Annotated in this window: 23 protein-coding genes; 8 read left to right on the forward strand and 15 right to left on the reverse strand. The window is 57.1% G+C overall.

The features are described from left to right. The first annotated feature begins 1,126 nt into the window (after positions 1 to 1,126). The gene (locus AC5EFR_RS21185; protein WP_493577718.1) at positions 1,127 to 2,899 is read left to right on the forward strand and encodes a SulP family inorganic anion transporter; all 1,773 of its coding nucleotides are present in this window, start codon (positions 1,127 to 1,129) and stop codon (positions 2,897 to 2,899) included. A 386-nt stretch (positions 2,900 to 3,285) separates the two neighbouring features. Here AC5EFR_RS21185 and AC5EFR_RS21190 read toward each other — a convergent pair whose 3' ends face one another. The 8 genes from AC5EFR_RS21190 to AC5EFR_RS21225 all read right to left on the reverse strand — a co-directional run bounded on the left by AC5EFR_RS21190 (position 3,286) and on the right by AC5EFR_RS21225 (position 11,024). Continuing rightward, the gene (locus AC5EFR_RS21190; RefSeq protein ID WP_493577719.1) at positions 3,286 to 4,374 is read right to left on the reverse strand and encodes a hypothetical protein; all 1,089 of its coding nucleotides are present in this window, start codon (positions 4,372 to 4,374) and stop codon (positions 3,286 to 3,288) included. A 189-nt stretch (positions 4,375 to 4,563) separates the two neighbouring features. Further along, positions 4,564 to 5,529 carry a fumarylacetoacetate hydrolase family protein gene (locus tag AC5EFR_RS21195; protein WP_493577720.1) on the reverse strand — a complete coding sequence of 322 codons (966 nt, stop codon included), beginning with the start codon at positions 5,527 to 5,529 and terminating at the stop codon, positions 4,564 to 4,566. Further along, a complete protein-coding gene (locus AC5EFR_RS21200) occupies positions 5,526 to 6,425 on the reverse strand; it encodes an NAD-dependent epimerase/dehydratase family protein (RefSeq protein ID WP_493577721.1) in 900 nt (299 codons plus the stop codon). The genes AC5EFR_RS21195 and AC5EFR_RS21200 overlap by 4 nt, the downstream gene beginning before the upstream one ends. Further along, positions 6,422 to 7,027 carry a cupin domain-containing protein gene (locus tag AC5EFR_RS21205; protein ID WP_493577722.1) on the reverse strand — a complete coding sequence of 202 codons (606 nt, stop codon included), beginning with the start codon at positions 7,025 to 7,027 and terminating at the stop codon, positions 6,422 to 6,424. The genes AC5EFR_RS21200 and AC5EFR_RS21205 overlap by 4 nt, the downstream gene beginning before the upstream one ends. 10 nt (positions 7,028 to 7,037) lie before the next feature. Then, positions 7,038 to 7,706 (reverse strand): glutathione S-transferase family protein, encoded by a 669-nt coding sequence (locus AC5EFR_RS21210; RefSeq protein WP_493577723.1) that lies wholly within the window; start codon positions 7,704 to 7,706, stop codon positions 7,038 to 7,040. A 2-nt stretch (positions 7,707 to 7,708) separates the two neighbouring features. Beyond that, positions 7,709 to 8,869: an alpha/beta hydrolase family protein gene (locus tag AC5EFR_RS21215; protein WP_431377064.1), complete on the reverse strand. Its 1,161-nt coding sequence runs from the start codon at positions 8,867 to 8,869 to the stop codon at positions 7,709 to 7,711. Positions 8,870 to 8,903: 34 nt separating this feature from the next. After that, positions 8,904 to 10,025 carry an FAD-dependent monooxygenase gene (locus AC5EFR_RS21220; protein WP_493577724.1) on the reverse strand — a complete coding sequence of 374 codons (1,122 nt, stop codon included), beginning with the start codon at positions 10,023 to 10,025 and terminating at the stop codon, positions 8,904 to 8,906. A gap of 81 nt (positions 10,026 to 10,106) precedes the next feature. Beyond that, positions 10,107 to 11,024: a LysR family transcriptional regulator gene (locus AC5EFR_RS21225; protein ID WP_493577725.1), complete on the reverse strand. Its 918-nt coding sequence runs from the start codon at positions 11,022 to 11,024 to the stop codon at positions 10,107 to 10,109. 145 nt (positions 11,025 to 11,169) lie between these two features. Between AC5EFR_RS21225 and AC5EFR_RS21230 the strand changes: the two genes are divergently transcribed. From AC5EFR_RS21230 to AC5EFR_RS21245, 4 genes are read left to right on the forward strand one after another with little or no spacing between them, the layout of a single operon-like run. After that, positions 11,170 to 12,102: a VOC family protein gene (locus AC5EFR_RS21230; RefSeq protein WP_493577726.1), complete on the forward strand. Its 933-nt coding sequence runs from the start codon at positions 11,170 to 11,172 to the stop codon at positions 12,100 to 12,102. A gap of 8 nt (positions 12,103 to 12,110) precedes the next feature. Further along, the gene (locus tag AC5EFR_RS21235; protein ID WP_493577727.1) at positions 12,111 to 12,482 is read left to right on the forward strand and encodes a Rieske (2Fe-2S) protein; all 372 of its coding nucleotides are present in this window, start codon (positions 12,111 to 12,113) and stop codon (positions 12,480 to 12,482) included. 39 nt (positions 12,483 to 12,521) lie between these two features. Then, positions 12,522 to 13,295, forward strand: a complete 774-nt coding sequence (locus tag AC5EFR_RS21240; RefSeq protein ID WP_493577728.1) for a cyclase family protein — start codon at positions 12,522 to 12,524, stop codon at positions 13,293 to 13,295. A 28-nt stretch (positions 13,296 to 13,323) separates the two neighbouring features. Then, positions 13,324 to 15,249 carry a TRAP transporter large permease gene (locus AC5EFR_RS21245; protein ID WP_493577729.1) on the forward strand — a complete coding sequence of 642 codons (1,926 nt, stop codon included), beginning with the start codon at positions 13,324 to 13,326 and terminating at the stop codon, positions 15,247 to 15,249. Positions 15,250 to 15,594: 345 nt separating this feature from the next. Here the strand turns inward: AC5EFR_RS21245 and AC5EFR_RS21250 are convergent, their stop codons facing one another. After that, complete coding sequence (locus AC5EFR_RS21250) at positions 15,595 to 16,617, reverse strand: TRAP transporter substrate-binding protein (RefSeq protein WP_493577730.1); 1,023 nt, start codon at positions 16,615 to 16,617, stop codon at positions 15,595 to 15,597. A gap of 314 nt (positions 16,618 to 16,931) precedes the next feature. Between AC5EFR_RS21250 and AC5EFR_RS21255 the strand changes: the two genes are divergently transcribed. Then, complete coding sequence (locus AC5EFR_RS21255) at positions 16,932 to 17,456, forward strand: hypothetical protein (protein ID WP_493577731.1); 525 nt, start codon at positions 16,932 to 16,934, stop codon at positions 17,454 to 17,456. Between the two features lie 123 nt (positions 17,457 to 17,579). On the opposite strand, the gene AC5EFR_RS21260 is transcribed toward AC5EFR_RS21255, so the two are convergent. After that, positions 17,580 to 18,476: an MBL fold metallo-hydrolase gene (locus tag AC5EFR_RS21260; RefSeq protein ID WP_493577732.1), complete on the reverse strand. Its 897-nt coding sequence runs from the start codon at positions 18,474 to 18,476 to the stop codon at positions 17,580 to 17,582. Positions 18,477 to 18,920: 444 nt separating this feature from the next. Here AC5EFR_RS21260 and AC5EFR_RS21265 point away from each other — a divergent pair, with 444 nt between their 5' ends. Then, positions 18,921 to 20,060 carry a class I SAM-dependent methyltransferase gene (locus tag AC5EFR_RS21265; RefSeq protein ID WP_493577733.1) on the forward strand — a complete coding sequence of 380 codons (1,140 nt, stop codon included), beginning with the start codon at positions 18,921 to 18,923 and terminating at the stop codon, positions 20,058 to 20,060. 192 nt (positions 20,061 to 20,252) lie between these two features. After that, positions 20,253 to 20,429 (forward strand): hypothetical protein, encoded by a 177-nt coding sequence (locus AC5EFR_RS21270; protein ID WP_493577734.1) that lies wholly within the window; start codon positions 20,253 to 20,255, stop codon positions 20,427 to 20,429. A gap of 1,592 nt (positions 20,430 to 22,021) precedes the next feature. Here AC5EFR_RS21270 and AC5EFR_RS21275 read toward each other — a convergent pair. The 5 genes from AC5EFR_RS21275 to AC5EFR_RS21295 all read right to left on the reverse strand — a co-directional run bounded on the left by AC5EFR_RS21275 (position 22,022) and on the right by AC5EFR_RS21295 (position 25,600). Further along, positions 22,022 to 22,177 (reverse strand): peptidase M23, encoded by a 156-nt coding sequence (locus AC5EFR_RS21275; RefSeq protein WP_493577735.1) that lies wholly within the window; start codon positions 22,175 to 22,177, stop codon positions 22,022 to 22,024. Further along, complete coding sequence (locus tag AC5EFR_RS21280) at positions 22,174 to 22,653, reverse strand: hypothetical protein (RefSeq protein WP_431376983.1); 480 nt, start codon at positions 22,651 to 22,653, stop codon at positions 22,174 to 22,176. The genes AC5EFR_RS21275 and AC5EFR_RS21280 overlap by 4 nt, the downstream gene beginning before the upstream one ends. Beyond that, positions 22,653 to 23,924, reverse strand: coding sequence for an agmatinase family protein (locus tag AC5EFR_RS21285; protein WP_493577736.1), 1,272 nt, complete (start codon positions 23,922 to 23,924; stop codon positions 22,653 to 22,655). Before AC5EFR_RS21285 ends, AC5EFR_RS21280 begins: the two co-directional genes overlap by 1 nt. A 99-nt stretch (positions 23,925 to 24,023) precedes the next feature. After that, positions 24,024 to 24,791 (reverse strand): ATP-binding cassette domain-containing protein, encoded by a 768-nt coding sequence (locus tag AC5EFR_RS21290; RefSeq protein WP_493577737.1) that lies wholly within the window; start codon positions 24,789 to 24,791, stop codon positions 24,024 to 24,026. Then, positions 24,788 to 25,600 (reverse strand): ABC transporter permease, encoded by an 813-nt coding sequence (locus AC5EFR_RS21295; RefSeq protein ID WP_493577738.1) that lies wholly within the window; start codon positions 25,598 to 25,600, stop codon positions 24,788 to 24,790. Before AC5EFR_RS21295 ends, AC5EFR_RS21290 begins: the two co-directional genes overlap by 4 nt. Positions 25,601 to 25,609 lie beyond the last annotated feature (9 nt).

Below are 25,609 nucleotides of genomic sequence, written 5' to 3' on the forward strand. Positions count from 1 at the left end.
TGCCCTCGGATGGTTTGAGGCTTGGCATCAATTGGTCAAACGCACCCTCGAGCACATCTCGGCGGATCGACTTGCGATAGCTCGGGCATCCTTTAGCGTGGCAGAGGTAATACGGATGTTTCTTGCCCGACTTGCTTATGGACAAGCAGGCCGTCAGCCTATGGCAATAAAAGGCGGCATGAACATCAAACTGCATGCGATCACAGACACCAGCGGACGATCCATCCGCGTCTTTATCACAGCAGGTCAGTTATTGTACTTGCTTAGATGAACGGTCTGCCAGAGGCCAACTGGCTTCTTGCTGATCAAGCATTTGATGCAGATTGGATGCGCGACATCTTTGTAGACACGGACACAGGACCCAGCTTCCCCGGCCACATGACGCGCAAGGAAACCGTCAAGCACGACAAACGCCGCTACAAAGGCGCAACCGAACTGAGAGAATGTTGTTTTTCACCAAATACTTGTGACGCATATCAACCTTCCAGGACAGATCACCAAAAGTCTTCCTCTCCGCAATCGCGTTCGCGACACCCGTTCCCTTCTGGTTATTAGTCCTACCCCTTGGATACACAGGTTTTGACTTTCGCTGGATATTCGAAACGACGTTTCCCAAACTGATCAACGGGGTCCGCTCAAGCTTCGAGCGTTCTGCGGAAACCAATGGGATCGCCGCATAAGCGGAGCCAAGCGCCAATGGAATTTCAGATGAAGGGCCTGATCAGCAGATGGCCGACCTGAAACAAGCGTAGCAACCTTTGGCACAAAAGTCCGGGTCTTCCTTGCTGCGAGCCGTAGTTTCGAAAATCGCAGCACTGGTGACTGCCAAGTCGGTAAGCAGCTGGCGCGCTACTCGTTCCGGCGCTCTTTTGAAGGGCGGGCATAAGCCATCCGGCCTAATCGCTGACAAGTGTAAATCCCCCACTAACAGCGCCAAAATTGGAGCAAAAAACCGGCCTGTTTCCTACAGTTTCCGGCGCGGCCCGAGCGCCCGGTTTTTATGGGAAAAAACAGCTCAAACATCCCTTGCACAGCAGGACTTTCAGCCTTTAAGACAAACGAGAAAAACCAGCGCAGCAGGCGCTAACATATCGCGCATTATTGCGTCCAAATCCGAAAAGTTACGATGACTCAACTTCGCCTCTTTCCAGCCCGCGAATGGCTGCGCAAGACAACCCCTGTTTCCCTGAAAGCCGATTGTCTTGCAGGTCTGACCAATGCAGCCATTGTCCTGCCGCAAGGGGTGGCCTTTGCAACCATCGCCGGTCTGCCACCTGAATATGGTCTGTATACCGCGATGATCACTGCCATTGTGGCCGCACTTTTTGGATCGTCGATGGTCATGGTTTCCGGCCCAACCACGGCGATTTCTGCGCTGCTCTTCGCCACCCTCGAAGGCATGGCCGTGCCGGGCAGTGCGCGTTACATTGAACTGGCACTGCTTTTGACATTGCTGGTCGGGCTGTTTCAAATCATCGCCGGATTGGCCCGATTAGGCGGCTTGGTGTCCTTTGTTTCGCATTCGGTGATCGTGGCCTTTACGGCGGCGGCGGCCTTGTTGATCGGAGTAAGCCAGCTCGCGGGAGCCTTTGGTGTCAAAATTGACGGCGGCGGCAATGTGGTCGAGCGGTTGATCCGCGTGGCCGAAGCCGCGCCTGAGGTCAATGCCCTCGCGATTGTGATCGCGACCGTCACCTTTGTCACGGTGGCCTCGATCCAAAGCTATGCGCCTCGGTTGCCTGGGTTTCTCATTGCTTTGGTTGCGGGTGCCGCCACCGCGGCCGTGACAGGTGCGGCCGACAAAGGTGTCGAAATGCTCGGCGCGATCCCGGCCGCGCTGCCCAGCTTTCACACTCCACAAATCGACCTGTCAGACGTCGCCCTGCTCGCCTCGGGTGCGGCGGCGGTGGCGCTTGTTGGGTTGCTCGAAGCGATTTCGATCGGGCGGACATTTGCCCTGCGCCGACATGAAACTTTTGCCCCAAACCAAGAGATCGTGGCACAGGGATTGTCCAACAGCATCGGCAGTTTCTTTCAGTGCTACGCAGGTTCTGGCTCGTTCACCCGGTCTGGGGTCAACGCCGAGGCCGGGGCCCAAACCCCGCTGTCCGCTATCTCAGCAAGCCTGTTTCTTGCGGCAATCTTGCTGCTATTTGGCACTTACATCACCGCAATCCCAAAACCCGCCATGGCGGGGCTGATCCTCTTTGTGGCCTGGCGTCTCATCGACCGCAAAGAGATCAAGCACATCATCAAGACGTCGCGCCCCGAAACCTTGATCCTCCTCCTAACGCTGGCCGCTGGCCTGTTGCTTGAGTTGGATTTCGCGATCTATATCGGCGTCATCGCCTCGTTCTCGGTTTTTATCTACGACAGCGCGCACCCCTCTTTGCGGGTCAGTGCCCCGGTTGAGGCCGCCAGCGGGCGCCGAAAATTTCGCAATGCGGCCTTGCATGGCCTGCCCGAATGTCCGCAATTGATGGTTGTGCGGCTTGACGGCCCGCTCTATTTCGGCTCAGTCGAACATGTCGAAGAGGAATGGACAGCGCTGCGCACCAAGCGCAAAGGCCAAAAGCATGTGATCTTTTACCTCAAAGGAGTCGGCAAGATTGATCTTTCAGGGGCTGACTTTTTGATTCATGCGGCCCGTGAAATCCGCGCAGAGGGTGGAAGTTTCCACATCGTCGCGCTCTTTCCGCCCCTGTTGGAATGTCTGCGGCGCTTTCAGGTGCTCGAAGAGATCGGCGAGGACCACCTGCATATTTCCAAAGGGGATGCCTTGGCGGCGGCGATTGCAAACATGGATCTGTCAATCTGCGCAACCTGTAGAAAACGGGTCTTTACCGAATGTTCTGCCCTGCCCGGCCATGAACAACCTGAGCCTGATCCCCAATCCTAAAGCCAACAGGGCGAATTCGCCCTTGGCCCAAAACCTGGCTGATAATCCGCCTCGGTTTCTGGGCCGCGATCTGGTGAGCGCATCGTGCCCCCGAACGCCGATCCGGTGCTTTTGCCCAATCGCGGCTAGAAAAATAGTAGCCAGAAAATCGTTTCTGAAAAGCGGTGCCTGCAAAACCTATGCCCCGCCCTATCTCGTACGTCGCCTGGAATTAACAAATATTCCCAATGAGATACAGGTTCAGCCCCTTCAGGCAGGTTAAAGCCAGAGCCAAGTAAAAAAGACCCAAATGAAAAATGACCGGGCGGGAATGTGTCCCGCCCGGTCTCTTTAGTTTTTGTCCCTTTAGCCCCCAAAGGGGTCACCAGAGAACTCAATCTTGTTGCCTAGAACTTCTGAACAAGTGCGATTTCAAAGGCACTGTCGCGCCCCGCGGCAAAGACCGGAGCAGGGAATGCAGCGTCATCAAATCCGTTACCGGGACCACCATCATTTTCAAAGCCACTGTCCCAGCCAACCAACAAAGATGTGGTGTCAGAGAAAGAATAGGACCCTTCCAAAGCGTAATCGCCATCGGTGTCCCCAGCGAACTTCATCTCCCAATTGTCCTGACCAAATGTCAGACCCAATGTCGAACGTGAGGCGGTGTCATTAAAGGCATGAGCCAGAAAGGCCCCCTTGAATAGGCCACCGCCCTTATGACGGTAAATCGCCCCCAAGTTGCCACGGTATTGATCAAAGTTGCCTTCGTTGATCGAATAACGGCCGATCAACGTCAAGCCGATCTTACGAATGGGATAGACGACTTGCATCTCGGCGTCGCCAATGTCGTTCACCTTGAGGCTATAGATGCCATAACCTTTGGTCGGTAGAGTGAACTTAGCCTCAGCCAAAGCGAAATTTTCACCTTCGTTGGCCATTTCGGAACGTGTATAGCCGTCCCAAGTGCCCAGAACGTTTGCCGTCAATTCAAAGCCGACCCGGCCGATGTCATTGGAATAGGTCAAAAGAAGATCGGGATCGACTTTTTTACCAAACGGGCCACCCGCAGTGAATTGGCTGTCTCTGACACCATCATATTGCTTTTGGATGACCGGGAAAACACCGACGGAACCACGGTTGAAGAGATCACCATCTGCCCAAGGTTTTTGGTCATAGGTTTCTATGAAGGTGGTAAAGCCAAGTTTGCCGCCGCCTCCGAATTCGAATTCGATCGCGCCATCAATATTGTTGTTTTCAACGTCACCGATTTCATCCTGATCGGTGCGTGCGCGAAGCCGGACGTCCCACGACAGTTTCACCGCACCTAGATCATGTTTGTTGCCCATGTTGAAATCAAGGATGCCGTAGCCCTCGCCCTCCCCGTCAACCTCACCATAGCCAAGCACCAATTGAGCACCTGTCGTGAATTCAGCTGCCGCGACGCCCGGCAATGCCAGAACCCCGCAAAAAATCGTGCTGCAAAGAGATTTCATTGCAGTTCTCCTCCCTATTTAGATCGTTTTGATATGGGCTAACCCATTGGAACAAGTAAAATTAAACCTTTTAATGCCTGACATTTCCGAGACCGATGCCCGGTCTCTGCCGTCCAGCCTCCAGCCCCCCGTCCGATGTACGAACAGGATTTGACCGCACATGTGCGCACGCCAATCAGGACGACAAATTTAGCCGTTAGGCACAACTTTCTGGTCAATCACACCGAACAAGGGTGTGCCGTCACGCAGGCAACATTCCATCCGAACGCCATCGCCAAATTTCATGTAGTCGGTTTTTGGTGCGCCTGTGTCGAGCAGTTCGATCCCGCGTCGCTCTGCAATGCAGGATGATCCGATCTCGCGGAAATTCTCGTTCGACACGGTGCCCGACCCAAGTATCGTTCCCGCAACCAAAGACCGCGAATGCGCCGCGTGGGCCAAAAGCTCGTCGAACCCAAAGGACATATGATAGCCCTCGGCGGCACCAAACCGCGTGCCGTTGAAATCCACCACCAGCGGCAGGTCAACCCGCCCGTCACGCCAAGCGCTGCCCAGCTCATCCGGGGTTACGGCGACTGGTGCTACGGAACAGGCGGGTTTGGCCTGAATCCAGCCAAAGCCGGTTTTCATCTCGATCGGTGCCAATCTGCGCAATGACCAATCATTGATCTGCACCAGAAGACGGATATGGCCAAGTGCCGTGGCGGCATCGGTCCCCATGGGCACCTCGTCACAGATCACGCCAAATTCGCCTTCGAAATCAATTCCGTCCTGCTCGGACGGCAGCGGAACATCGGCGGTTGCAGGCAAAAACTGGTGCGACATGCCCTGATACATGAGCGGGCGCCCCTTGGGGTTTGGCTCCAGTTTGAACACGGTTTGCATCAGGTCGCCGTGACTGTCATAGGCCGACCCATCTAGCCATTGCCAGGCGCGAGGCAGCGGTGCCAACGCCTCGGAGGGCACAAAAGGGGTGCCGCCACCCGCGTTCAGCGTCTCATATTGTGCGGCCAACGCCGGGGCGAGCGCCTCCCAATCTTCGATCAAAGCCTGCATCGTTGTGACGCCTTCGGCCGGGGTGCAACGGGTTAGATCGCGGCTGACCACATGCAAACGCCCATCGGGCGTCTGGTTTGGTAGGGTTGCAAGCTTCATATCGTCTCTCCGTGATGTAGGGCGGCGCGGATCAGCGCAGCGAGATCGGCGTCAGGCGTGAACCCGGCGGCACGAGCCTGAGTGAAATCAAGTGGTTGCGCCTGCCCAAATAGCCGCATCATCTCATCCTCTGGTGCAAAGGTGACTGTGGATTTGCTCTCTGGAAAAATCGCCTTTAGCGCCTCAACCAGCGCCTTGAACTGGCATTTTTGCATGGGCAAAGTCAGGCTGCGCGCCGGGCCAAGGCTGGGGGCAAGCGCCGCCTGCGCAAAATGCGCCGCCACGTTGTGTACTGAGCTTAACCAAGTCTGAGCCTCATGGGATACGGGCAACTCATAGTCGACGCCCTCGGCCACGGCCCAGAACACTTGGGACAAAAAGGCCGATTTCAGCGCTGAGTTCTGATCCCGGCGTGCCACGATGCCGCCCGGACGCAGTGAAATCCCGTCGATCTCGCCGCGCCGCGTGGCGGTTTCGATGGCGATTTCCACCATCGCCTTATGCGCGCCATAGACCATTGTCGGCGCTCGTTCCGCGGATGTTTCGCCAAGAACCGCAATCGAAGAGGCAAACACAAAACGCGCGCCCCTTTGGCAGACCTCAATCAACCCAAAGGTCGCATCAAGATTGACCTGCCGGGCGGCGCTTGGGTCCGCCTCTGCCGCCCCACCCAAAGTTGCTGCAAGGTGAAGGACAATATCGGCGCGCGCCACCTCTGCCAACAGGGCCGGATCCGTTAAACGACAGGGCAGATCCGTCAAAGCCGGGTGCGACAGGCCGCAGGGAATCAGATCGCTCGCGGTCACATGTGACACCCTCGGATCAGCCAGCATGAGCCGAACAACCGCTTGCCCCAAAAAGCCCGCGGCCCCGGTGATGACAACGCGGGCGCTCACTTTCCGGCCTTAACCCGCGCGTCCTGCGCCTGCTGACCAGCCGCCAATTCGGGATCAAAGCGGGCATCGGTCAGAACAAAGAGCATCCGGCACGGCGCATCCGAACGGTTTGCCCATGCGTGGATTGTTCCCCGCTGGATGACCACATCCCCCGGCTGCAAGGTGACCTCATCCTCGTCCAGCATCAAGACGATCTCGCCTGCAATCACAACACCATAGTCGACACTTTCAGTGCGGTGCATCAGCGGGTGGCGGCCGCTAAGTGTGTGTTCGGCGTTTTCACCCAACCCAACCGCATCAAAGAGTTCCTTAGCCTGATCCCGGTCAAAATCTGGACCTTCGCGGCCTTCGGGTGGGATATCCACAAAGCGGATGATCGTGCCGTTTTCCGGCGGGGCCGTGGCACGGTGACGGTCGGTTGGTTCCGCCTCGCGGGCCGTCAGAACCGTTGGCATCTGACCCGTGTTCCAGATTTCGTGAAAAGCCAGGCCCGGCTGGGTTGGCGGGCGGGTCACATGCGGCAAAGGCCCGTCCTGTAGAACGATGGCCTTTCCGGTGTCGTCATGCCCGGTCACAATGCGTCGAATGTCTGAAAAGGCCATCATAGGTTCCTTATGGCATCTTGGGCGCGAGGCCGTCGGCCTCAAGCCGCTCCTGCAGCGCGGCATCTTTGGCAAGGGCACGGCGCACCGCTGGGCGTGCCTGCATGGCTTCGGCGTGGGCGGCCCAAGCCGGGCAGTCCTCGACCCGAAAACCGCACCCGGTGATACGAAACCAAACCCAATAGACATAGGCGTCCAGAATCGACCAGGTCTCGCCATACCACCAAGGGCCATGGGCCAGACGGTCGTTCACCACCTTGGCCATGGGTTGCATCGCCTCCATGGCCTTGGCTTTGACCGAGGCCTGCGCCTCGGGCCCCTCAACCATAAACATCGGCATGCGCATCCGCGTCACAATCGGGTGCAACGTATCGGCGCAAAAGGCCAGATCGGCGGTGATCTTTTCCGCCTCATAGGCTCCGTTGGCCTGCGGCAGAAGCTTGGGAAAGACCTGCCCCAGATAGCGCGCGATCGCGACATTCTGGGTCAGCGGCCCCTCTGGCGTGACCAGCAGCGGCACTTTGCCCGCTGGATGCATCGCTAGATAGTCGGGGCGTTTGTGTTCGCCTTTCATGAAGCGGATCAGTTCCAGATCATAGTCTGCCCCCGCCTCTTCCAGCGATATCAGCGGAACACGGGAACAGGCACCGGGCGCAGCGTGTAGTGTATAGTCCGCCATGATCAGGACAGACGCCCGCCGAGCGTTTCGGCGAACCAATCCGCGATATAGCCACGGCCAAAACTCATGTTGTCTGCGCCGACGTGCTCAACACCACCTTCGCGCGGGGTAAAGACTTTCAGCTCGCGGCGCGGCGAGTTGACCAGTTGGTCATAGCTTTGGTGCGCATAGTCCAAGCTGATCTGGCGGTCGAATTCACCATGGGTCACCAGGAAGGGCACCTTGATCTTTTCCATCTGGCCATTGAGGTGCATGTCCTTGGACTTGGCATGGAAGTCCTCCATATCCTTGGCACCAAAGACCCAATGTACGTGCTGCCAATAATGCGGCACCGGGTTTTCGCCTTCGCGCTTGAGGCGCTTTTGCTGTACCTCGGCCCAGTTGTGATTGGCGCCCCAAACGGCCCCTGAGGCAAAGCGCGGCTCATTGGCGCAAACGCGCGGCGCATAATACCCGCCCAGCGAAATGCCCGTGATACCGATGCGGTCTGCGTCCACGTCGTCGCGCGCCGCGAGCCATTCATACACCGGCGTTCCCCAGTCCTCAGACGTGGGAATGGCGGGCATGCCTTGCAGGCGCAGGCTTTCACCGGTGCCGGGCTGATCTACGCAGAGGCTGGCAATCCCGCGTTTGGCCAGCTCTTGCGGCAGGCGCGACCAGTAAAGAAGCTCTTTGTTGCTATCCAGCCCATTGAGATAGACCACAGCCGGTGCGGGCCCCTCGACGCCGATGGCGGGGGTGTAGAGCACCGGAATAACCTTGTCGCCGTAAGGGATCTCCATCCGGGTGACAGTCTCGCCTGAGAATTGCGTCCCCTTAAGAAAATTGCTCAGACCCTTTTTAAAGGTTTCAATCCGGTTTTCGCTGCCATGGGCCTGCATCCGCTCTGCGGTCAGGTAATACAAAGCGGCGCGCTGAAGCTTTGGCCCAGCGGACAAGAGCCGGCCCTTGGCTTCGTCTTCGGCGGCAAGTTCCACCAGTTTGTCAGCGACCTTCATCCATTCCCGCATGAACTCGGCCGTGCCGGCGTCCTCGCCCGCCTCTGCCTTGGCCAGCAGAGGCTGACACATGTCCATGATTTCCCCCAGCTCTGCGCCACTGGCCATTGCGATGGAAACGGACAGGTTCCAGACGTAGTTGGGGAAATAGTCAAACATGGCCATAAGCGACGTTCCTTTTGAGAGAGTTAGATCAGGATCAGATAGGCTGACACATCATGCCGATGGTCTGGCCAGTAAGCTCGCCCACATCGAACGGCTGGATCTTGCCCATCTGCATATCGCCAATGCGAATAGAGTTTTTGGCAACATGCGCGACCCGTGGCATGCGGCGCGCTTGATAGGCGGCAAATGCCTCTTCTGGGGTCTCAGCTTTGGCGAGCTCGTCCGCCAGCACAAGGCCATCTTCGATGGCCATGCCAGCGCCCTGTGCCAGATGTGGGGTCGAGGCATGCACCGCATCACCAATCAGCGCGACGCGCCCCTTGTGCCAATCACCCTCGAGGAAAATGGTTTCCAAGGGGCGCGCAACAACACCGGCATCGTCGGTGATGTTATCGAGCATCGCTGCGAACTGCGGCGGTGGCATTTTGGCGCGCGACCGCATCGCGGCGGCGGACCCGTCCACCGGGATCGGCTTGGTGTCGGGCTCGGTACTAAGCAAGAAGACATACATCAGTTCTGGGGTAATCGGGACAAATCCGCCGTTGAGCGGGCCAGCAAAGATGTGAATACCATCAAGATCCGCGGGGCGCGGCATGTTATAACGCCAAACCCACTGGCCGGTATAATTTGGCTTTGGGGCATCGGGTATCAACATCTGCCGAATGCTAGAGAACACGCCATCAGCACCAATCACAATGTCATACCGCCCGCTTGTACCGTCGGAAAAGCCCACATCGACGCCCGCACCATCATCGGTCATATCGGCCACGGTCAACCCAAGACGAATTTTCGCCCCGGCGGCTTTGGCACCTTCGGCAAGAACCTTTTGCAGGTCGGTGCGGCGGATACCAGCGTTCGACGGATAATCCGGCCCGGCCAGCTTGGGCGTGTCGAACTTGGCCTCTTGGTGACCGCCAGGGCCGACAAACAGGGTCGTGCTGTCAAAACCCGACGCGCGTGAGAGGTATTGATCAAGAACGTCCAGCTCTTTCATGGCCCGGATCACGTTCATTTGCTGGATGATGCCAACACCGTAAACTGTCCAGTCGGGGTCGCGCTCGATGATCTCGACCTCGATGCCTTTTTTACGCAGAGCGATGCCTGCCGTCAGCCCGCCAATACCGCCGCCAACGATCAATGCCGAAGTCACACTCATATCCAGATTCCTCCCGTTTGAGGGGAGATTAAGGCCTAGGAAAGCATTTTCAAAATTGAAAGACGCAATCCCGGATATTAGTTATGTCAATACATCAGGCAGAGAGGCAGCCGCCTTCGACACCACCCCACGCAGCCAGGCAATCCCCGGATCAGTCTCGCGATAGGCGTGCCATTGCTGCATCTGGCGCAGCGGCGGCAGAACGACCGGAACCGGATAGCAAACCAATTCGGCCCGATCCTTCATCAAGTGGGCAAGGCGCGCATGAACCGTCGCGATACGGTTCGTCCCAGTGATCAAATGCGTCAAGGTCGAGAAAGAAAAGCTTTCCACATCAATCCGCCGTTTGACCCCCGACTGGGCCAGAAACGATGTCTCAACAGCCTTTGCAGCATTGGGAGGAACCATCACAACATGTGAGGCGCTTTCATAGATCTCGCTATCCATCGTGACATCGCCGAATTTGCCGCCGCGCCAAGCGACCACAACGTAATGATCCTCATAGACAAGCGTCGAGGGATGATCGCCCGAGATCAAAGGCTCGGGCGTGATCAGCAGATCAATTTCGCCGCGCTCTAGCAGCAAATGCGGCATTTCAGTTTGTGGCCGCAAGTTAAGCCGCACGGTGGCGTCCTGTTCATCCAGCAACCGCAGCACCGTGGGCATCAACACCCGTAAAGAATAATCCGACAGCAAGATGGTGAATTCACGCGTGGATTCTGCGGGACGGAATTCGGGATGGGAATCGATGGTTGCCTCGATCCGCACCAGAATATCGCGGATCGCCGGACGCATGGCTTCGGCCCGCGGAGTGACCTCCATCCTGCGTCCAACCTGAACCAAAAGCGGATCATCAAAGTAGTCGCGCAGACGCGTTAGCGCGTTGGACATGGCCGATTGGCTCATGAACATCTTTTCAGCCGCCGCAGAAACAGACCGCAATTCTATCATGTGATCCAATGCAACCAAAAGGTTAAGATCAAGCTTTTTAAACCGCACAAGCCCCTCCCCGGTTCCAGCGACTGGCCCACCTTATCGCGATTCGGAAGCATTTCAATAATCAATGCATCGCATTCAATCTTACAATTTTCTGGATGCCCGAATATCAATTAAACCCAATCAGGGTACAAGGAGGATCTTCACAATGCGTATCATTGGGCCAGACGAACTGGTATTTGGGGTCGATAATATTGAGGCCTGCCAGACATTCCTGACGGATTACGGCCTGACCGACGCCGGCGATGGCCGGTTCGAGGCGCTGGACAAAACTGCTCTGACTGTGCGCAGCGTAGACGACCCTGAGTTGCCCGCGCCATTGAAGACCGGCAGCCTGTTGCGGCTGACGATTTGGGGGGTTGAGGATCAGGCCACGCTTGATGCAATCGAGGCCGAGCTGTCCAAGGACCGCGACGTGGTCAAGCAAGCCGATGGCACCCTGCGCAGCAAAGACGACGCAGGCTTTGAAATCGCGTTTCGGATTACCCGCCGGATCAAGTTGGACCTGCCAGCTGAGCTGGTCAACTCTCCCGGTGCCGAGCCTGGGCGCGGCTTGAATGTTGTTGGCTCAAACCAAGACGCCGAGGCCAAACCGCGCACGCTGAGCCACATCGTCTATTTCGTACCCGATATGGAAATGACTGCCAAATTCTACATTGAGCGTCTCGGCTTTGTGGTCACAGACAAGTTCACGAACACCGGCCCGTTCCTGCGTCCGCAGGCCAACAACGACCACCACGTTTTGTTCATGATCCAAACCCCCGCCTATATGCAAGGGATCGAGCATCTGGCATTCCACATGCAAGGCCCGACCGAGTTGATGCTCGCGGGATCGCGCATGGTGCAAAAGGGCTATGAAAGCTTTTGGGGGCCTGGTCGTCACAAGTTCGGCTCAAACTGGTTCTGGTACTTCAACTCGCCGCTCGGCACACATATCGAATATGATGCCGACATGGATTTGCACGACGGCGAATGGGTCGAGCGCGAAGTTCCGATGGACAAAGAGGCCGCGCAGCTGTTCCTCTTTGAGAACGTCGAAAAATGGTCTCCGGGCGGCGGACCGCCTCCAGGCAAAGGGTGACACGGGCCTTGAGCGGAACACCAACGCATCAGGTTATCTGTGCGCTTACCGATATTCCTGATGGCGGCTCAAAGGGCGTTCTTCCCAATGCCCGTGGCCGCGATCAGGGCTTCTTGGTGCGTAAGGGGGATAAGGTCTACGGCTACGTAAACAACTGTCCCCATTACGACCGCGCCCCGCTTGGCTGGAAGAAAGACGAATTCCTAAACGGTGCAAAAGATCGCATCATGTGTTCGGCGCATGGGGCCTTGTTTCGGATCGAGGATGGAGCCTGCACGATTGGCCCCTGCCTCGGACAAGCGCTGCAGCCGATCCCGGTCACTGTCAAAGACGGGATGGTTCTGGGCGCGGTGCCCGCAACACCCAAAGCGCAAGCCTGACAGACCACAAATTTCATTCTTTCGCGAGGAGAGACCAGCATGGCCAGAAAGATCATCGACCTTGCCGTCAGCCTGACGGATCAGGTTGTTTCAGACCCACCGGGCCTTGGTCCCGAAATCACCTATGTCGATCACAAAGAGGGCGCTGCCGACTTCAGCGGCATGTTCGGCTTGCCCGATGGTGCCCTGCGTGATGGGGCCGGGGCCGCAGTCGAGCGTTGCGTCCTGACCACGCATAATGGCACCCATATGGACGCACCTTGGCACTATCACCCGACAATGAACGGCGGTGAACGTGCGATCACTATCGACGAAGTGCCGCTTGAATGGTGCTTTGGCCCGGGCGTCAAGCTCGATTTCCGCGACCGGCCCAACGGCCATACACTCACCGCCGAAGAAGTTGCTGCGGAATTGGCGCGGATTGATCATGAGCTAAAGGACGGTGACATCGTTCTGGTCAACACCGCCGCTGGCGCGCGTTATGGCCAGCCCGATTATGTCGGCACAGGATGCGGAATGGGCCGCGAGGCGACGCTCTATCTGACGGAACGCGGCGTCAAAGTCTGTGGTACAGATGCCTGGAGCTGGGATCCGCCACTGATGATGCAGGCAGCCCGCGCGCGGGAAACCGGCGACTGGTCGATCTTTTGGGAGGGGCACAAGGCCGGAGCCGACACGGTCTATTGCCATATGGAAAAGCTGGCCAATCTAGATCAATTGCCTGCCACTGGATTTGAGGTCATCGCCTTGCCGGTCAAGGTAGCAAAGGGCTCCGCCGGTTGGTGCAGGCCAGTAGCGATTTTAGACACCTGACGACAGATCAGGTTTGGGGGGAAACCAAATGGATAAGACACGCAAAGCAAAGGACCCTCGGTTTCCTTGGGTCAAAAAGATCGCCGGGGTGATTTCGATCACCTCAATTACTGCAGCGCTTCTGGGTGCCATGACAATCGTGTTCGATGTTTTGGGGCGCTGGCTCTTTGGAACCTCTGTCTTTGCGCTGAACGAGATCATGTCCGCGATTTTCGCGGTGGCGATTGCGCTGACCCTGCCCGCTGGGGCCGCCAACCGTGTGAACCTCAAGATTGACTTGCTGGCCCATCTCACCGGTCCGCGCCTGACTGCATGGCTACGGGTCGTGGGTGGTGTCATGCTCTTGGTCTTCTTTTCCATCCTGTGCTGGCGGCTTTGGGGACTGGCTTTGCGCTATGACTCCCAAGGTCGTGCCTCAGCCTTGCTGCAACTGCCGCTGGCACCGACCTATTTCGCGGTGTCGCTGGCCATGGGCCTGTCTGCGATCGTCCAGCTATTTAACCTCACCGAAGATTTTGCCCTTGCGCGGGCCGAGACCGGAACCCAACGGTCCCACCCTCCGGTTTTGGTGGTAATTGGCACGCTTGGCGTGCTGGTTCTTGGCATCGCTGGTTGGGTCTTGTTCGGCTTTGACAGCTTTTCCAACACAGCCATGATGTATCCCGGCACAGCCGCAATCATCGGCTTTTTGATCCTTTGGCTGGCGGTTCTGGCGCAATTGCCGCTGGCCACCGTCACCGGGATGATCGGTGTGATTGGCTCGATGGCCTTTATCGGCGGCGGCGCATCCATGAACACCTTTGCCGGCGACGCGGCAGATTTCCTGCGCAACGAACAAGTCGCGACATTGCCGATGTTCCTAATCATGGGTGCCTTTTCTGTCGCCGCAGGGGTTTCGGACGATCTGTTCAGACTGGGAAATGCCATTCTCGGCCGGTTCCGGGGCGGTCTTGCCTATGCAACCATCGCGGGCTGCGCGGGCTTTGGCGCGGTCTCGGGGAACTCGATCGCCACTTCGGCCACCTTTGGACGTATGGCGCTGCCTGCGATGAAAAAGGCCGGATACGCGCCGACACTGTCCTCTGCGAGTGTCGCCGCTGGCGGCACGCTTGGGGCGCTGGTCCCTCCGTCGGGGGTGATCATTCTCTTTGCCCTGCTGACCGAGGAATCCATCGGCGCGCTCTTTGTCGCGGCAATGATCCCTGCAGTTGTCGCGATTTTGCTCTACTTTGGCGCGGTCTTTGCCGTGGTGCGTATGAACCCCGATGCCGCCCCTGACGTCGACAGCGACAGCACCGCTGACCTGCTGCCCGCGCTCAAGGGCTCTTTCCCTGTGATCGCCATGTTCGCCATCGTCATCGGCGGCCTTTACGGCGGCGTCTTTACCGCGACCGAAAGCGCCGCGGTAGGGGCCGTCAGTGCCTTTTTGTTGGCGCTCTTGCGTGGACGACTGACCAAATTCACCATCCTTGCGGTCTTCTCCGAGACAACAACCACGACAGCGATGATCTATGCGCTGATCTTTGGTGGGCTGATGTTCGCCTTTTTCATCAACCTCGGGGGCGCGCCGGAAATGGTCAGCGCCTGGATCGCAAGCATTGATGCGCGGCCGATCCTGATCCTGACGCTATTGATCGTGATCTATCTGCTCTTGGGGTCGATCATGGACAGCTTTGGCGTGATGATCATCACCCTGCCCGTCGTCACGCCGATTGTTCTGGATCTTGGCTATGACATGCTGTTCTGGGGTGTACTGATGTTGGTTGTGGTCGAGATAGGCATGATCACCCCCCCCTTTGGGATGAACCTGTTCATCATCAAAAGCATTGACCCAGATATGCGTCTTGGCACTGTGATGCGCGGTGTGGTGCCCTTTATCCTTGCCGACTTTGTCAAGATCATCTTGATCGTTGCCTTTCCAGCGCTCTCGCTCTGGCTTCCATCTACGATGTAGCCGGTGCCGACCTCAGCCAAGGACACAGTATCTGTCTTGCCCGGCTCGGGTCTCCTATCGGAGGCCCGGGCCTTTTTCATGCGCCCTTTCGGAATGCCCCAAGGCAGGTTGAAACGGCATGAGGCGGCGGGCGATGCCGACCTGCTGCTCATTCCTGAGATGAAACTGGGCCCTAAGTGCGCTGCCCTTCCCTGACCTAGCCTGGCGTAGCCGCTGGAAAAAAGCCGCCCAAAGACGTCAGCCCGAAAAAGCCAACACGAAAAAGCCAACACGAAAAAGGCCGGCCAGAATAACTGGCCGACCTCAAATTGGGATATGTTTTGATCAGGGTCCGGCGATCCGGGCTTATTCGATCTCGCCGATTTCGCGGCGCGCGTCTTCTATCGCAGTGCGCCACTGATCCAGCAGCTCTGCACCGCCGGGAACGCGTTCGCCAAAGCCTGCAAAAACCTTGGGACCCAGTTCGCCGCGCATGGCGTCGACCTCTGCGGGATCCAGTACATTGATTGTTTGCCCTTCTTGCGCGCCGACATAGGCCTTGGATTCGGCTTCCCATGTGTCGATGGTGGCCCCAACTTCACGGGTCAGATCACAGCCCGAATGGGCATCCAACGCCGCGCGGGTGTCTTCTGGCAAGGCCTCGTAGCGGGCGCGATCCATAAAGACCATGCCCATGGCACCACCCAGCGGCAGCTGCAGGTGATCTGATGTCACCTCGTCCAAGCGGAAGGCCGGAAATGCGGTAAAAGTCATGAAATTGCCATTCGCCGTGCCGCGCTGAAGCGACTGATATTGATCCGGCAGGGTGATCGACAGCGGCGTGCCACCATAGGCCGACACGATCAGCGATTGGATCGGGCTGCCAACCATGATCTTTTTGCCCTCAAGATCGTTCATGGAGGCTAGCTCGGCCCCTTTCAAATGCGCCGACGACTGTGGAAAAGGCACAAAGAACAGTGGCTTAAAGGCACCCATTTCCTCATCAAAGGCACCCGCTTCGTACATCTTGCAATAGGCCAAAGCCGAGGCCTCGCCCGACCCTTCGACAAAGGGCACGGTTGTCACCAACGACCGAGGGAAGCGACCGGGGTTAAAGACCAGCATGCCAAAGGCGATCTGAACCACATCATCAGAAATCCGGTCAACGTAGTTGTTGGAGTTCACCAACATCTGACCATGCCGCACCTTGATGTTAACCGCGCCGTCGGACTCGGCGTTCACACGTTCGGCCCAAGGCGTCATGATGCGTTTGTTGATCGGATGTATCACGACGTTACCTGTCCCAAAGGTCAGGGTCTCAGCTGTTGCCGCAATCGGCGTTAGGGCTGTTGCCCCCATCAGGAACAGGGCCGTTAGGGTCTTGCGCATGGTTTCCTCCCAGAAATGACAAACCGGCCAAAGATGGCCATCCCATACATCTTAATCAGATTACACCCGTTTCGGTATTTGTTTGATTGAATGCGATGGATTGATCTCATGAATAATTGAAGAGCGCGGTTCCCCAGCGGTCTGCCCTTGCCCATGACGTTCCAGCATTGATGATTTCAATAAGGTGTATCAGACAATTCCGTTTTTGAAATGGTCTTGCTCTACCTAGTATCGCCTTGAATTTGGGAGGGGAGGTCAGTGCCACGTTACGTGTCACGCATCAGGTCAGCCCCGAATTTATGGAGGAACACCCAATGAAGACAGCAACGATGGCACTTGCCATGGCAATGCTTGGCGCAGTGCCAGCCCTGGCTCAGGACTACCACATCCGCGTCACCAACATGATGCCCGAGGGCCAAACGATCGCCCCGTTGATCGTTCTGGATGCCACGCTGGCCGAACCTTTCCTATACACCGATGGCAAAATGTCCGAAGACTTTGTCACCACCGTCCTCGAAGGCGACCCACGCCCGATGAACGGTAAGATCGGCGCAGGCGTTGCGGGCCCCGTTCTGGGTAAATCGGGCCCTCCCGGAGTTATGATCGCGGGCGGAGAAGTGGCCGAAACCGATCTTTTCATCCAGTCCAACACCCTGCGCTTTTATGCCAAAGGCAGCTACGGCCCCGGCGAAGACAAGGTCATCAGCGGCGTGCATGACATCTCGATGGGTGGCGGCACTTTCTACCTGCACCGCTATGACATCGGTCATTCCGAAGGCACCAACGAGATCACTTTGGTCGACGAAAACGCGGTCAAGGTCGAGATCACCCGGAACTGATCCCGGTCTCTTTGAGACTCGAAATACCCGCCATCTCTGGCGGGTATTTTTTTGTCCGATGGTTTTTCCGGTGACCGGATGAAAGCGGCGGGAAAGGCGGTACAGGGCCGCCTTGGCCCGAAGTCAGTACTCGGCCAGATCCTGACCGATCGTAAACTTACCGGAATAGAGTGCGTTGACCCGATCAATGTAGCCCTGCGCCGAGTCGGGCGTCGCAATGCCGGGGGGAAAGTGAACCGCCACCACCTCTTTTGCGCCCGCCGCCTTGGCCAAATGCGCCAAGTCCTCTGCGTTGATGTGATGCTGCGAAAGGTGCCCCTTGATCATCTCAAGCTTTTCTTCGGGCATCTGAGGGTTCATCGCGCGAACCCGTCCCATAGTGATATCGAGATCCATCATTTCGCCAACAATCAGATCAACCCCCTGTGCCAATGTTTCCAACGCCTTGCACGGCCCGGTATCCCCCGTAAAGACCACCGATCGGTCTGGCAGATCAAAGCGCAGCGACAGGGACAAATACCCCTCTTGGCCGAATTGGTCCTCGTTGCGGTAATGGGTGTTTTCGCAGCAGGTCACAGTCAGATCGTCCAAGGTGATCGTGTCGCCCGGATTGATTTCCGTGACCGTGGTGAAATCGCGTGGGTGCGGCAATTGTTGGCCAGGCATGCCAAAACCAATGGCATTGGGCACGTCACAGGCGGCGCAGAGCCCCTCGATGATCGACGCGGTTCCCGGAGGGCCGTAGATGGTCAGCGGCACCCGGCGCTGGGTCATCATGTTCAGGCCAAGGCAGGCAAAGAGGCTGCCGATATGGTCAAAATGATGATGCGTCAAAAAGATGTGATGCACATTGCGAAATTCCAGCCCCGCGCGTTTCAGCTGGCCCATTGCGCCTTCGCCGCAATCAATCAGGATCGGCTGGTCCCCATGCATCAGGACGTGTGCAGGTTGGGCGCGTTGGGGATTTTGCATCGGCCCCCCGGCAGTGCCAAGAGTGATAACTGCAGATGGGTTCGGCATGGCGAAATCCTTTCAACGGAACGCTAGGACAGTCAGTGAATTTTGCGCATCTTAGATGAGCAACGGCCATCATGGAAATTGATTACGGGAATTTTTCACATTCACACAATCGATTCCTAACTGTCCTTCCATTGTCTTGGCCATGTCAGAAAAGTCCTGAAACTTGCTCGGAACCCAGCCTAAGGCAACGGGCCTAGGGCAACGGGCCGTTTGTAGTCAGCCTCTGGTCCCAATCTGAAGCCGCGGACGCAAGACTTTCGCAAATTTTACCAATCCTTAGATGCTCGCGATGAATATGCCCTTCACCAGTATTTGCATCAAAACGAGGAAGACCAAGAATTGGTAGATCAGCAAACCGCAAGACCCGCGCACGGGTCTCTTCAGCCGCCCCACCACGCTCTGCAAGCGGCAGATGAGCTCGTCCTGCGCGCCAAGCTTGAACCATTGACAGACGGCGGCCTGCAAACCTCGCAACTCTTGTCTCAGGCACTGACCAAGGTTCCGCACCATCACGAGGCACAAATCTTGCAAGAGCGGCTGCACCAGATGTGCGTGCCGCGCTGGCATTTCCCTATGCTTGCAGACGAAGTGCGCAACAATGCCTATGCCAAGGCAATTCAGGCCAAGGTTCGCAGGTCGGATGTGGTTTTGGACATTGGCTGTGGTGCCGGGCTGACCGCCATGATGGCCGCGCGCGCCGGGGCGAAACATGTCTACACCTGTGAACAGCAACCGCTCATCGCCGAGGCCGCTGTTCAGGTAATTGCTGACAATGGGCTCAGCGACCACATCACCGTCATTCCAAAAATGTCGCATAATCTTGTGGTTGGCGTCGACATTCCCGAGACGGTCGATGTGGTGATTTCAGAGATCGTCGACACGGTCCTTCTCGGAGAGGGCGCGCTGGCGACGCTGACCCACGCGATGTCCTCACTGGCCAAGCCTGGTGCGCGCGCCATCCCCGAACGCGGCGCGTTGATGGCGCAGGTCGTCGAGAGCGAGACATTACAGAGCCAGATGCGCCCCCGGTTTGCCAAAGGCTTTGATCTCAGCGCCTTTCACCGTTTTTCCGGCCTCGCACAGATCACGCCAAACGACTGTGCCGCCTATGACTTGCGCGCCTTGGGGCCAACGGCCGAACTTTTCCAGTTCGATTTTGCCGCCCCCCTGATGTCCCCTGCGCAGAAGGTCACCGACCTGCTCTGTTCGCACAGTGGCACCATTCATGCCGCCCTTGTGAGCTTTGAGATGGAGCTGGCCCCCGGTGTTACTCTGTCAAACGGGCTAGGCGCAGGCGGTCATTGGGGCAGGACCGCCTTTTTGCTGGACGATCCGCAGATGGCGCAGCCGGGTGCCCGCCTAACCGTGACCGCAGAGCACGACACCGACCAGCTCAGTCTAACGGCACAGAATTTGACGCCAGCAGGAATAACGCCTTGGGCACCCGAGGCGGTCCATGCGGATCACCTTGCGAGATGGTTTCGCGCTTGGAACCAGACCAAACCCGCTTTGGGCGACGGGAATGTGATCCATTCGCTCGACCCTCCGCAGCATAAACAAGGCAGACGAACCGCCGCGCTCTAACCCAAAAGACTGCGTTGCCCCCTGCCCCGGCGGCGGGCAACGTGATTGCGGCCCGCAGCCAACCTCCAAGCATGCCCAGCCAAAAATTTCGATGAAACCTGCCACTGGCTCGGCCCGATCTTTGCCCAAAACCAAGACCCGCGCGCGAGCTGCGCAAAACCGCACGCGCGGACCAAGGAGGGAGCCATAGCTATGGGCGACTTAGACTACGGCCCACTATACAAGCGCGGTTGTGCCCCCCAAAAAGACCCGGCCTCAACAACCTCTATTTTTGTATTTCCGCCGTTCCGTGAAAGCTTTTTGCTGCCGCAGTATTTCCTGCGCGATAACGCTTTTTTCCGCAACCCTGCTCTGCTGCGCCTGGGCTAGTTCATTTGGGCTGGTTCTTTTGGACTGGTGCACTTGGGCTGCTGCACTTGGGCGGGCGCACTTGGGCGGGCGCACGAGGTCGCGGTTCTGCCAACGCTGGACTGGGGCTAGGCCCGTTTGCCTTTGGAACCGATATGACGCGAACGGCAAATTCTTCCACCTCGAACGCAAGATGAAACACCCTGTTCGAGCACCAAAGTTGATGATCTCGTGGACCGAGTTCCCCCGATAAGACGACCTGATCTTGTCTATCACACAAGAGTCGTGTTGCGAGACTTTTGCATCAAAATGCTCAGCCGCTAAATCGCTCCGCGTGGGGACAGTTCGTTTTGGCTTTGTGCTGCGCTGATACCAATTGCGCGATGTGTAATGTCGGCTGTGTTCAGTTGATCAACCTAATTTTGCCACGGATTGTGCCATGTCTGGCCGGGTTGGTTGACCGCTGCGACGTGGGTATCAGTCTGAAACGGCTGAGACTTTTCGCAAACGAACGGCCACTTGCAGTTATGTATCAGGCGCAAAGGCACAGTCGAACAAACCCTAGGTTCCAACACCAAGACCTCATCTGCGGATAAAGAGTAAGTACCGCCCCCAAAGCATGCAACACGCGGGTCATGCCGATTGTCGCACCTAAGCACTTGGGATCGGCGGCAATAGTCATCATCGTCTACGCTATTGCGCAAAACAGCAGGCCTTAGACCGCATCAATGGGCCGGGGAACTGACTGCAGTGGGGAATGATGTCCGACCAATCCAACCGAAATATGCCAATCCATGATTTATGCGCGGCAAATCTAACGCACGTGATGCGGAGGCGATATCTGAAGCAGAGGAGCGCCCTGCATTGTGGTCTGTCGCGATCAAGGCGACCGAACAGCACTCCTTTTGACCGAGGCCGCCCGCGGGATCTGCTGGCCCGTCTTCGCACCCGGCGTGGGAACGACTTGCATGGCATGGTCAGCAGAGTTTGCGCCGGCAAAGCAACGGGCATCACTCGGGTCATCACTTTTGCCAAGGGCGGACTGGCTGGCGACGTTTTGAACCGACCTGTTGGTGTGAAAAGGTGATCAACACCCTCGCGGGCTCGATGACTGCGCAAGTTCTCTAGCGTCGGCAAGGACAAGCTTGGGCGGACTGGCCCCTTTGGGGACATTGCTGCGCCCCCCCTGACGGGCATTGGACAGGGGACTAATTTTTTACGATTGTTGGGCTCGTAGGTGTGACGTCACTCGTTCGACAAACCCGATCACATCCAGAACGCGCAATTAATGGCTCACATCTTGGCTAGTAAGAAACCCGGCATACGTGGCGACTGTCGCTATGGCGGATAAGATCGTTGGGATTCTCTGGGAATTCTGGCCTGCAACGCACCTCAAAGGCCCCACAGAGGTTTAAGATTTCTGAGTTGGCAAGCCCCGCGAGATGGCGTTGCAATAATTGCCACCTAAACCAAGGCGTCCGGTCGAATATCCCGCGCGCAATTGTTCGCTAGGGTCTGGACCCTAAGCCAAGAGGGACTTGGTCTGTGACGTGCATAAAGGTCTGCTATTGTGATTGGCCGCCACATGAAAAGGCATGGCGGCCAATGGTTTGTTATCTGCGCAATGCAAAGATGAGCAAGGCAACCGAGAGAACCGCCAATCCGGCAAGTGTGAATTCAATTCCATGCGGGTGCAGGTGGGCACCACCATGTGCCAAAGCAGGCGTGGCTATGAGCGCTGAAACCAATGTGAAAGTCAGTGTTTTCATGTTTCAATTTCCTTTTTACGTGTCAGTAGAAAGTCGCGGATATCTAGGACGGATTTTTCCTCCATCGAGACATAGATCAGCGACATATTGGTGCGTTCAGAGACCATTTCACCGGGGAATGGCAGATAGCTCAACTCGCGTGATCCGAAAGACGGCGAGGCTGTGCCCACTTGCCATTCGGTTTTCAATTCCACGTCGATGAGCTTGAGCGCCTTTGGCCCCGTACTTGAGGCGCGTTCAAAGGGCACGCCTGCCAGCTTGAGATAGCTCGCTTTGTCCTTGGCTTGCAGATAGCCGTCAATGAATTGCACAGCCAACACTTGCAGATCGGCGGCCTCATCTTGTTCGTGCATATGCGAATGCATGTGATCCGCGTGGGCATGATTGTGACCCGCCCCATGAGGAGCGTGATCGTGATGATGGTGGTGACCATGTGCGTCATGATCATGAGAGTGGTGCGAATGGTCGTGCGGCATTACGGGCCTACCTTATGCGGGCCAGCGTTAGACCAGCGCTTGCCAGAAAACTCGCCATGCGGCAGGGCAACGGGTTTATCGATATGACGCTTGTGCGCCCCCAGTTTGTTGTTGGAGACCAAAGCCCCCAACACATCGACAATCACGCGCGTGCCCATCAAAGCGGTGATGTCAGAGGTGTCATAAGGCGGAGAGACCTCGACCAATTCCATGCCACAGATGCCCTCGGCCGCGATGCCAGAGGCCAAAGCCAGCGCTTCACGCGGCAAGAACCCACCGGGTTCGGGCCAGCCTGTGCCGGGGACAAAGCCGCAATCGATGCTGTCGATATCAAAGGACAGATAGACCATATCGACATCTTTCCACGCCATTTCCAACGCCATTTCAATGGTCTTGTCGATGCCCATCTTCTCCATGTCGCCCATTGTGATGATATTGGTGTTGCGCTCGCGGGCGACCTTGACCGCCTCACGCGGGACTTGCCAGCCGCCGATACCGATCTGAACCAAATTGGTCGCAGGCACATTTGGCAGGTTGGTAGAATGGAACCACGGCGTGGTGTGCATCCGCTCATCCAAGTCTTTTTCTTGGATGTCAGCATGGCGATCAAAATGCACGATGCCGATTTTCTTGGACGTACATTCGGCGATGCCGCGCACACAAGGGAAACCGATAGAATGGTCGCCGCCGATCATGATCGGCAAAGAGCCCGAGCTGAACACATGGCTAACACCACGGCTGATTTGATCAAACGACTTTTCGATATTGGCCGGTATCGTAAACACATCACCTGCATCACAGAGCGTCATTTGTTCGCGAAGATCGACGCCCAATTCGTAGTTGTACGGCGTGTAAAGCGCAGAGATTTTGCGCAGGCCTTGCGGGCCAAAGCGCGTGCCGGGGCGATAGGTCGTGCCCCCATCAAACGGAATGCCCATCACCGTGGCGTCGTAATTGGCCACCTCCAACACATCCTCGGCATAGGGCGCTTTGAGAAAGGTGTTGATGCCCGCGAAATGCGGCAGCTCACCGCGCGCAAAGGTCGGGATGGATTTGTCCTCAATCGCATCCGCACCGGTCAAACCCATGCGCAAGGCCCAGCGACGTTCTTCGTCGGCGCGCCCTTCGGGAATATCGGCCTCTTGCTGCATTGATTTCCAGCCTTGCAGCTTGGACAAATCGGGGTGGTGCGCCCGTTTTTCGCGCGCCTTTTGGGCTTTTGCTTGGTCCGATGGGTGGTGGGACCGTGTCCGTTTTGGATCTGAAAACACAACCGTCTCCTAATCGTCGTTTGCCCCGATCATGGGGCGGCTTCTAGGCCTTGGTGATCGACCCTGCGCGGGGCCCAGCGGCGCGCAGAGCGGAAAAACTCAAGCGCTGACCAAACCCGGAAAACGCTCAAGAATACTTTGAAACGGCATGCCGCCATCGCGGGCATCGAAATCATAGGTGACGGTCGCGCCGTACGCGCCGGGGTCATGGGGATCCCAACGGGGCTTATCAAAGACCAAAACGCGGTCGCCCAGTTTGAAGGCTTCCTCCAAATCATGGCTGACCATAAAGACCGTCATATTGGTCTCGCGGCGCAGCTCCATCAAGAAATCATGCATCTGAATGCGGGTGCCCGGATCAAGTGCTCCGAAAGGTTCATCCAGCAAGAGCACACGCGGTTTCGCCGCCATGGCTTGGCCAATGGCAAGGCGTTGCTGCATGCCACCAGACAAAGACGCCGGATATTGATCGGCCACATGATTGAGCCCAATGCGCAAGAGCATTTCATCGGCGGCCTCAACCGCTTTGCGGCGTGCAATACCGCGCAGATATCCAAACCGCGTTTGAAATCCCGTGCCTGCGATTAAGTTTTCGCGCACCGTCAGATGCGGAAACACGGAGTAGCGTTGAAACACCACGCCACGTTCCAAATTCGGCTCCACCGCAGGCGGGCCTCCGTCGATGCGGATTTCACCACGGGTCGGGCGTTCTTGCGCCAAAAGCAGTCTTAGGAATGTGGATTTGCCACAGCCGGAGGCCCCGACGATGGAAATAAATTCACCCTCATCAATCTGTACATTCACCCGCTCGATGATCGAACGATTTCCGTAAGCTTGCCAAATATCCGTCACAGAAACAAAACTCATAGCCCGGCCTCCATCCATGGAAAGGCTTTGCGCGATAGGGTTTTGAGGGCCCAATCGATGAGGAAAGCCAAGAGCGTGATCCAAATCACGTAGGTGAGAATGACATCCATCGCGAGGTAACGGCGCACCAAAAAGATGCGGTACCCAAGCCCAACGTTGGAGGCCACAGCCTCGGCTGCGATCAGGAATAACCACGCAGAGCCGAGGGATAAACGCACGTTGGAAATCAAGCGGGGCAGGATTTGCGGCAGGGCCACACGCAAAGCGATCACCAGCGAAGAGGCCCCGATGGTCTGCGCTTTGATCAGCTGTTCGGTGGGAATGTCCAGCACACGTTGCGACAGGTCGCGGGTCATAAAGGGCGTGATGCCGATGATGATCAAGACCACCTTGGACAGCTCGCCCAGCCCAAAGACGATGAACAAGATGGGCAGCAAAGCCAGCGGCGGGACCATCGAAAGCACCGCAACGAAGCTCGAAAATGTTGCGCGCATAATCGGGAAGAGCCCGATGGCCATGCCCACAACCAACGAGATTGCCGCAGAAATCCCAACGCCCAAGAGAAGCCGCATCAAAGAGGCACCCGTGTCTTTCCATAGCAGGATCTCTTTGGAGCGCTTGTCGGGTTCCGTGAATAGCCGCACAGCCGTGTCCCAAATGGTTGAGGGCGCAGGCAGCAGCTTGTCTTGGGGGTTGGCCGTCAGGCGGATGTCAGAGCCGATGGCATAGGCGATCAACACCAAAACGAAAGGCACCGCGGCCAAAAACACCGCGTTGGGCCGCGAGGGTATTCGATTGATCAGTCTCATAGGGCTCCT

It is taken from the genome of Pelagimonas sp., assembly GCF_058892305.1.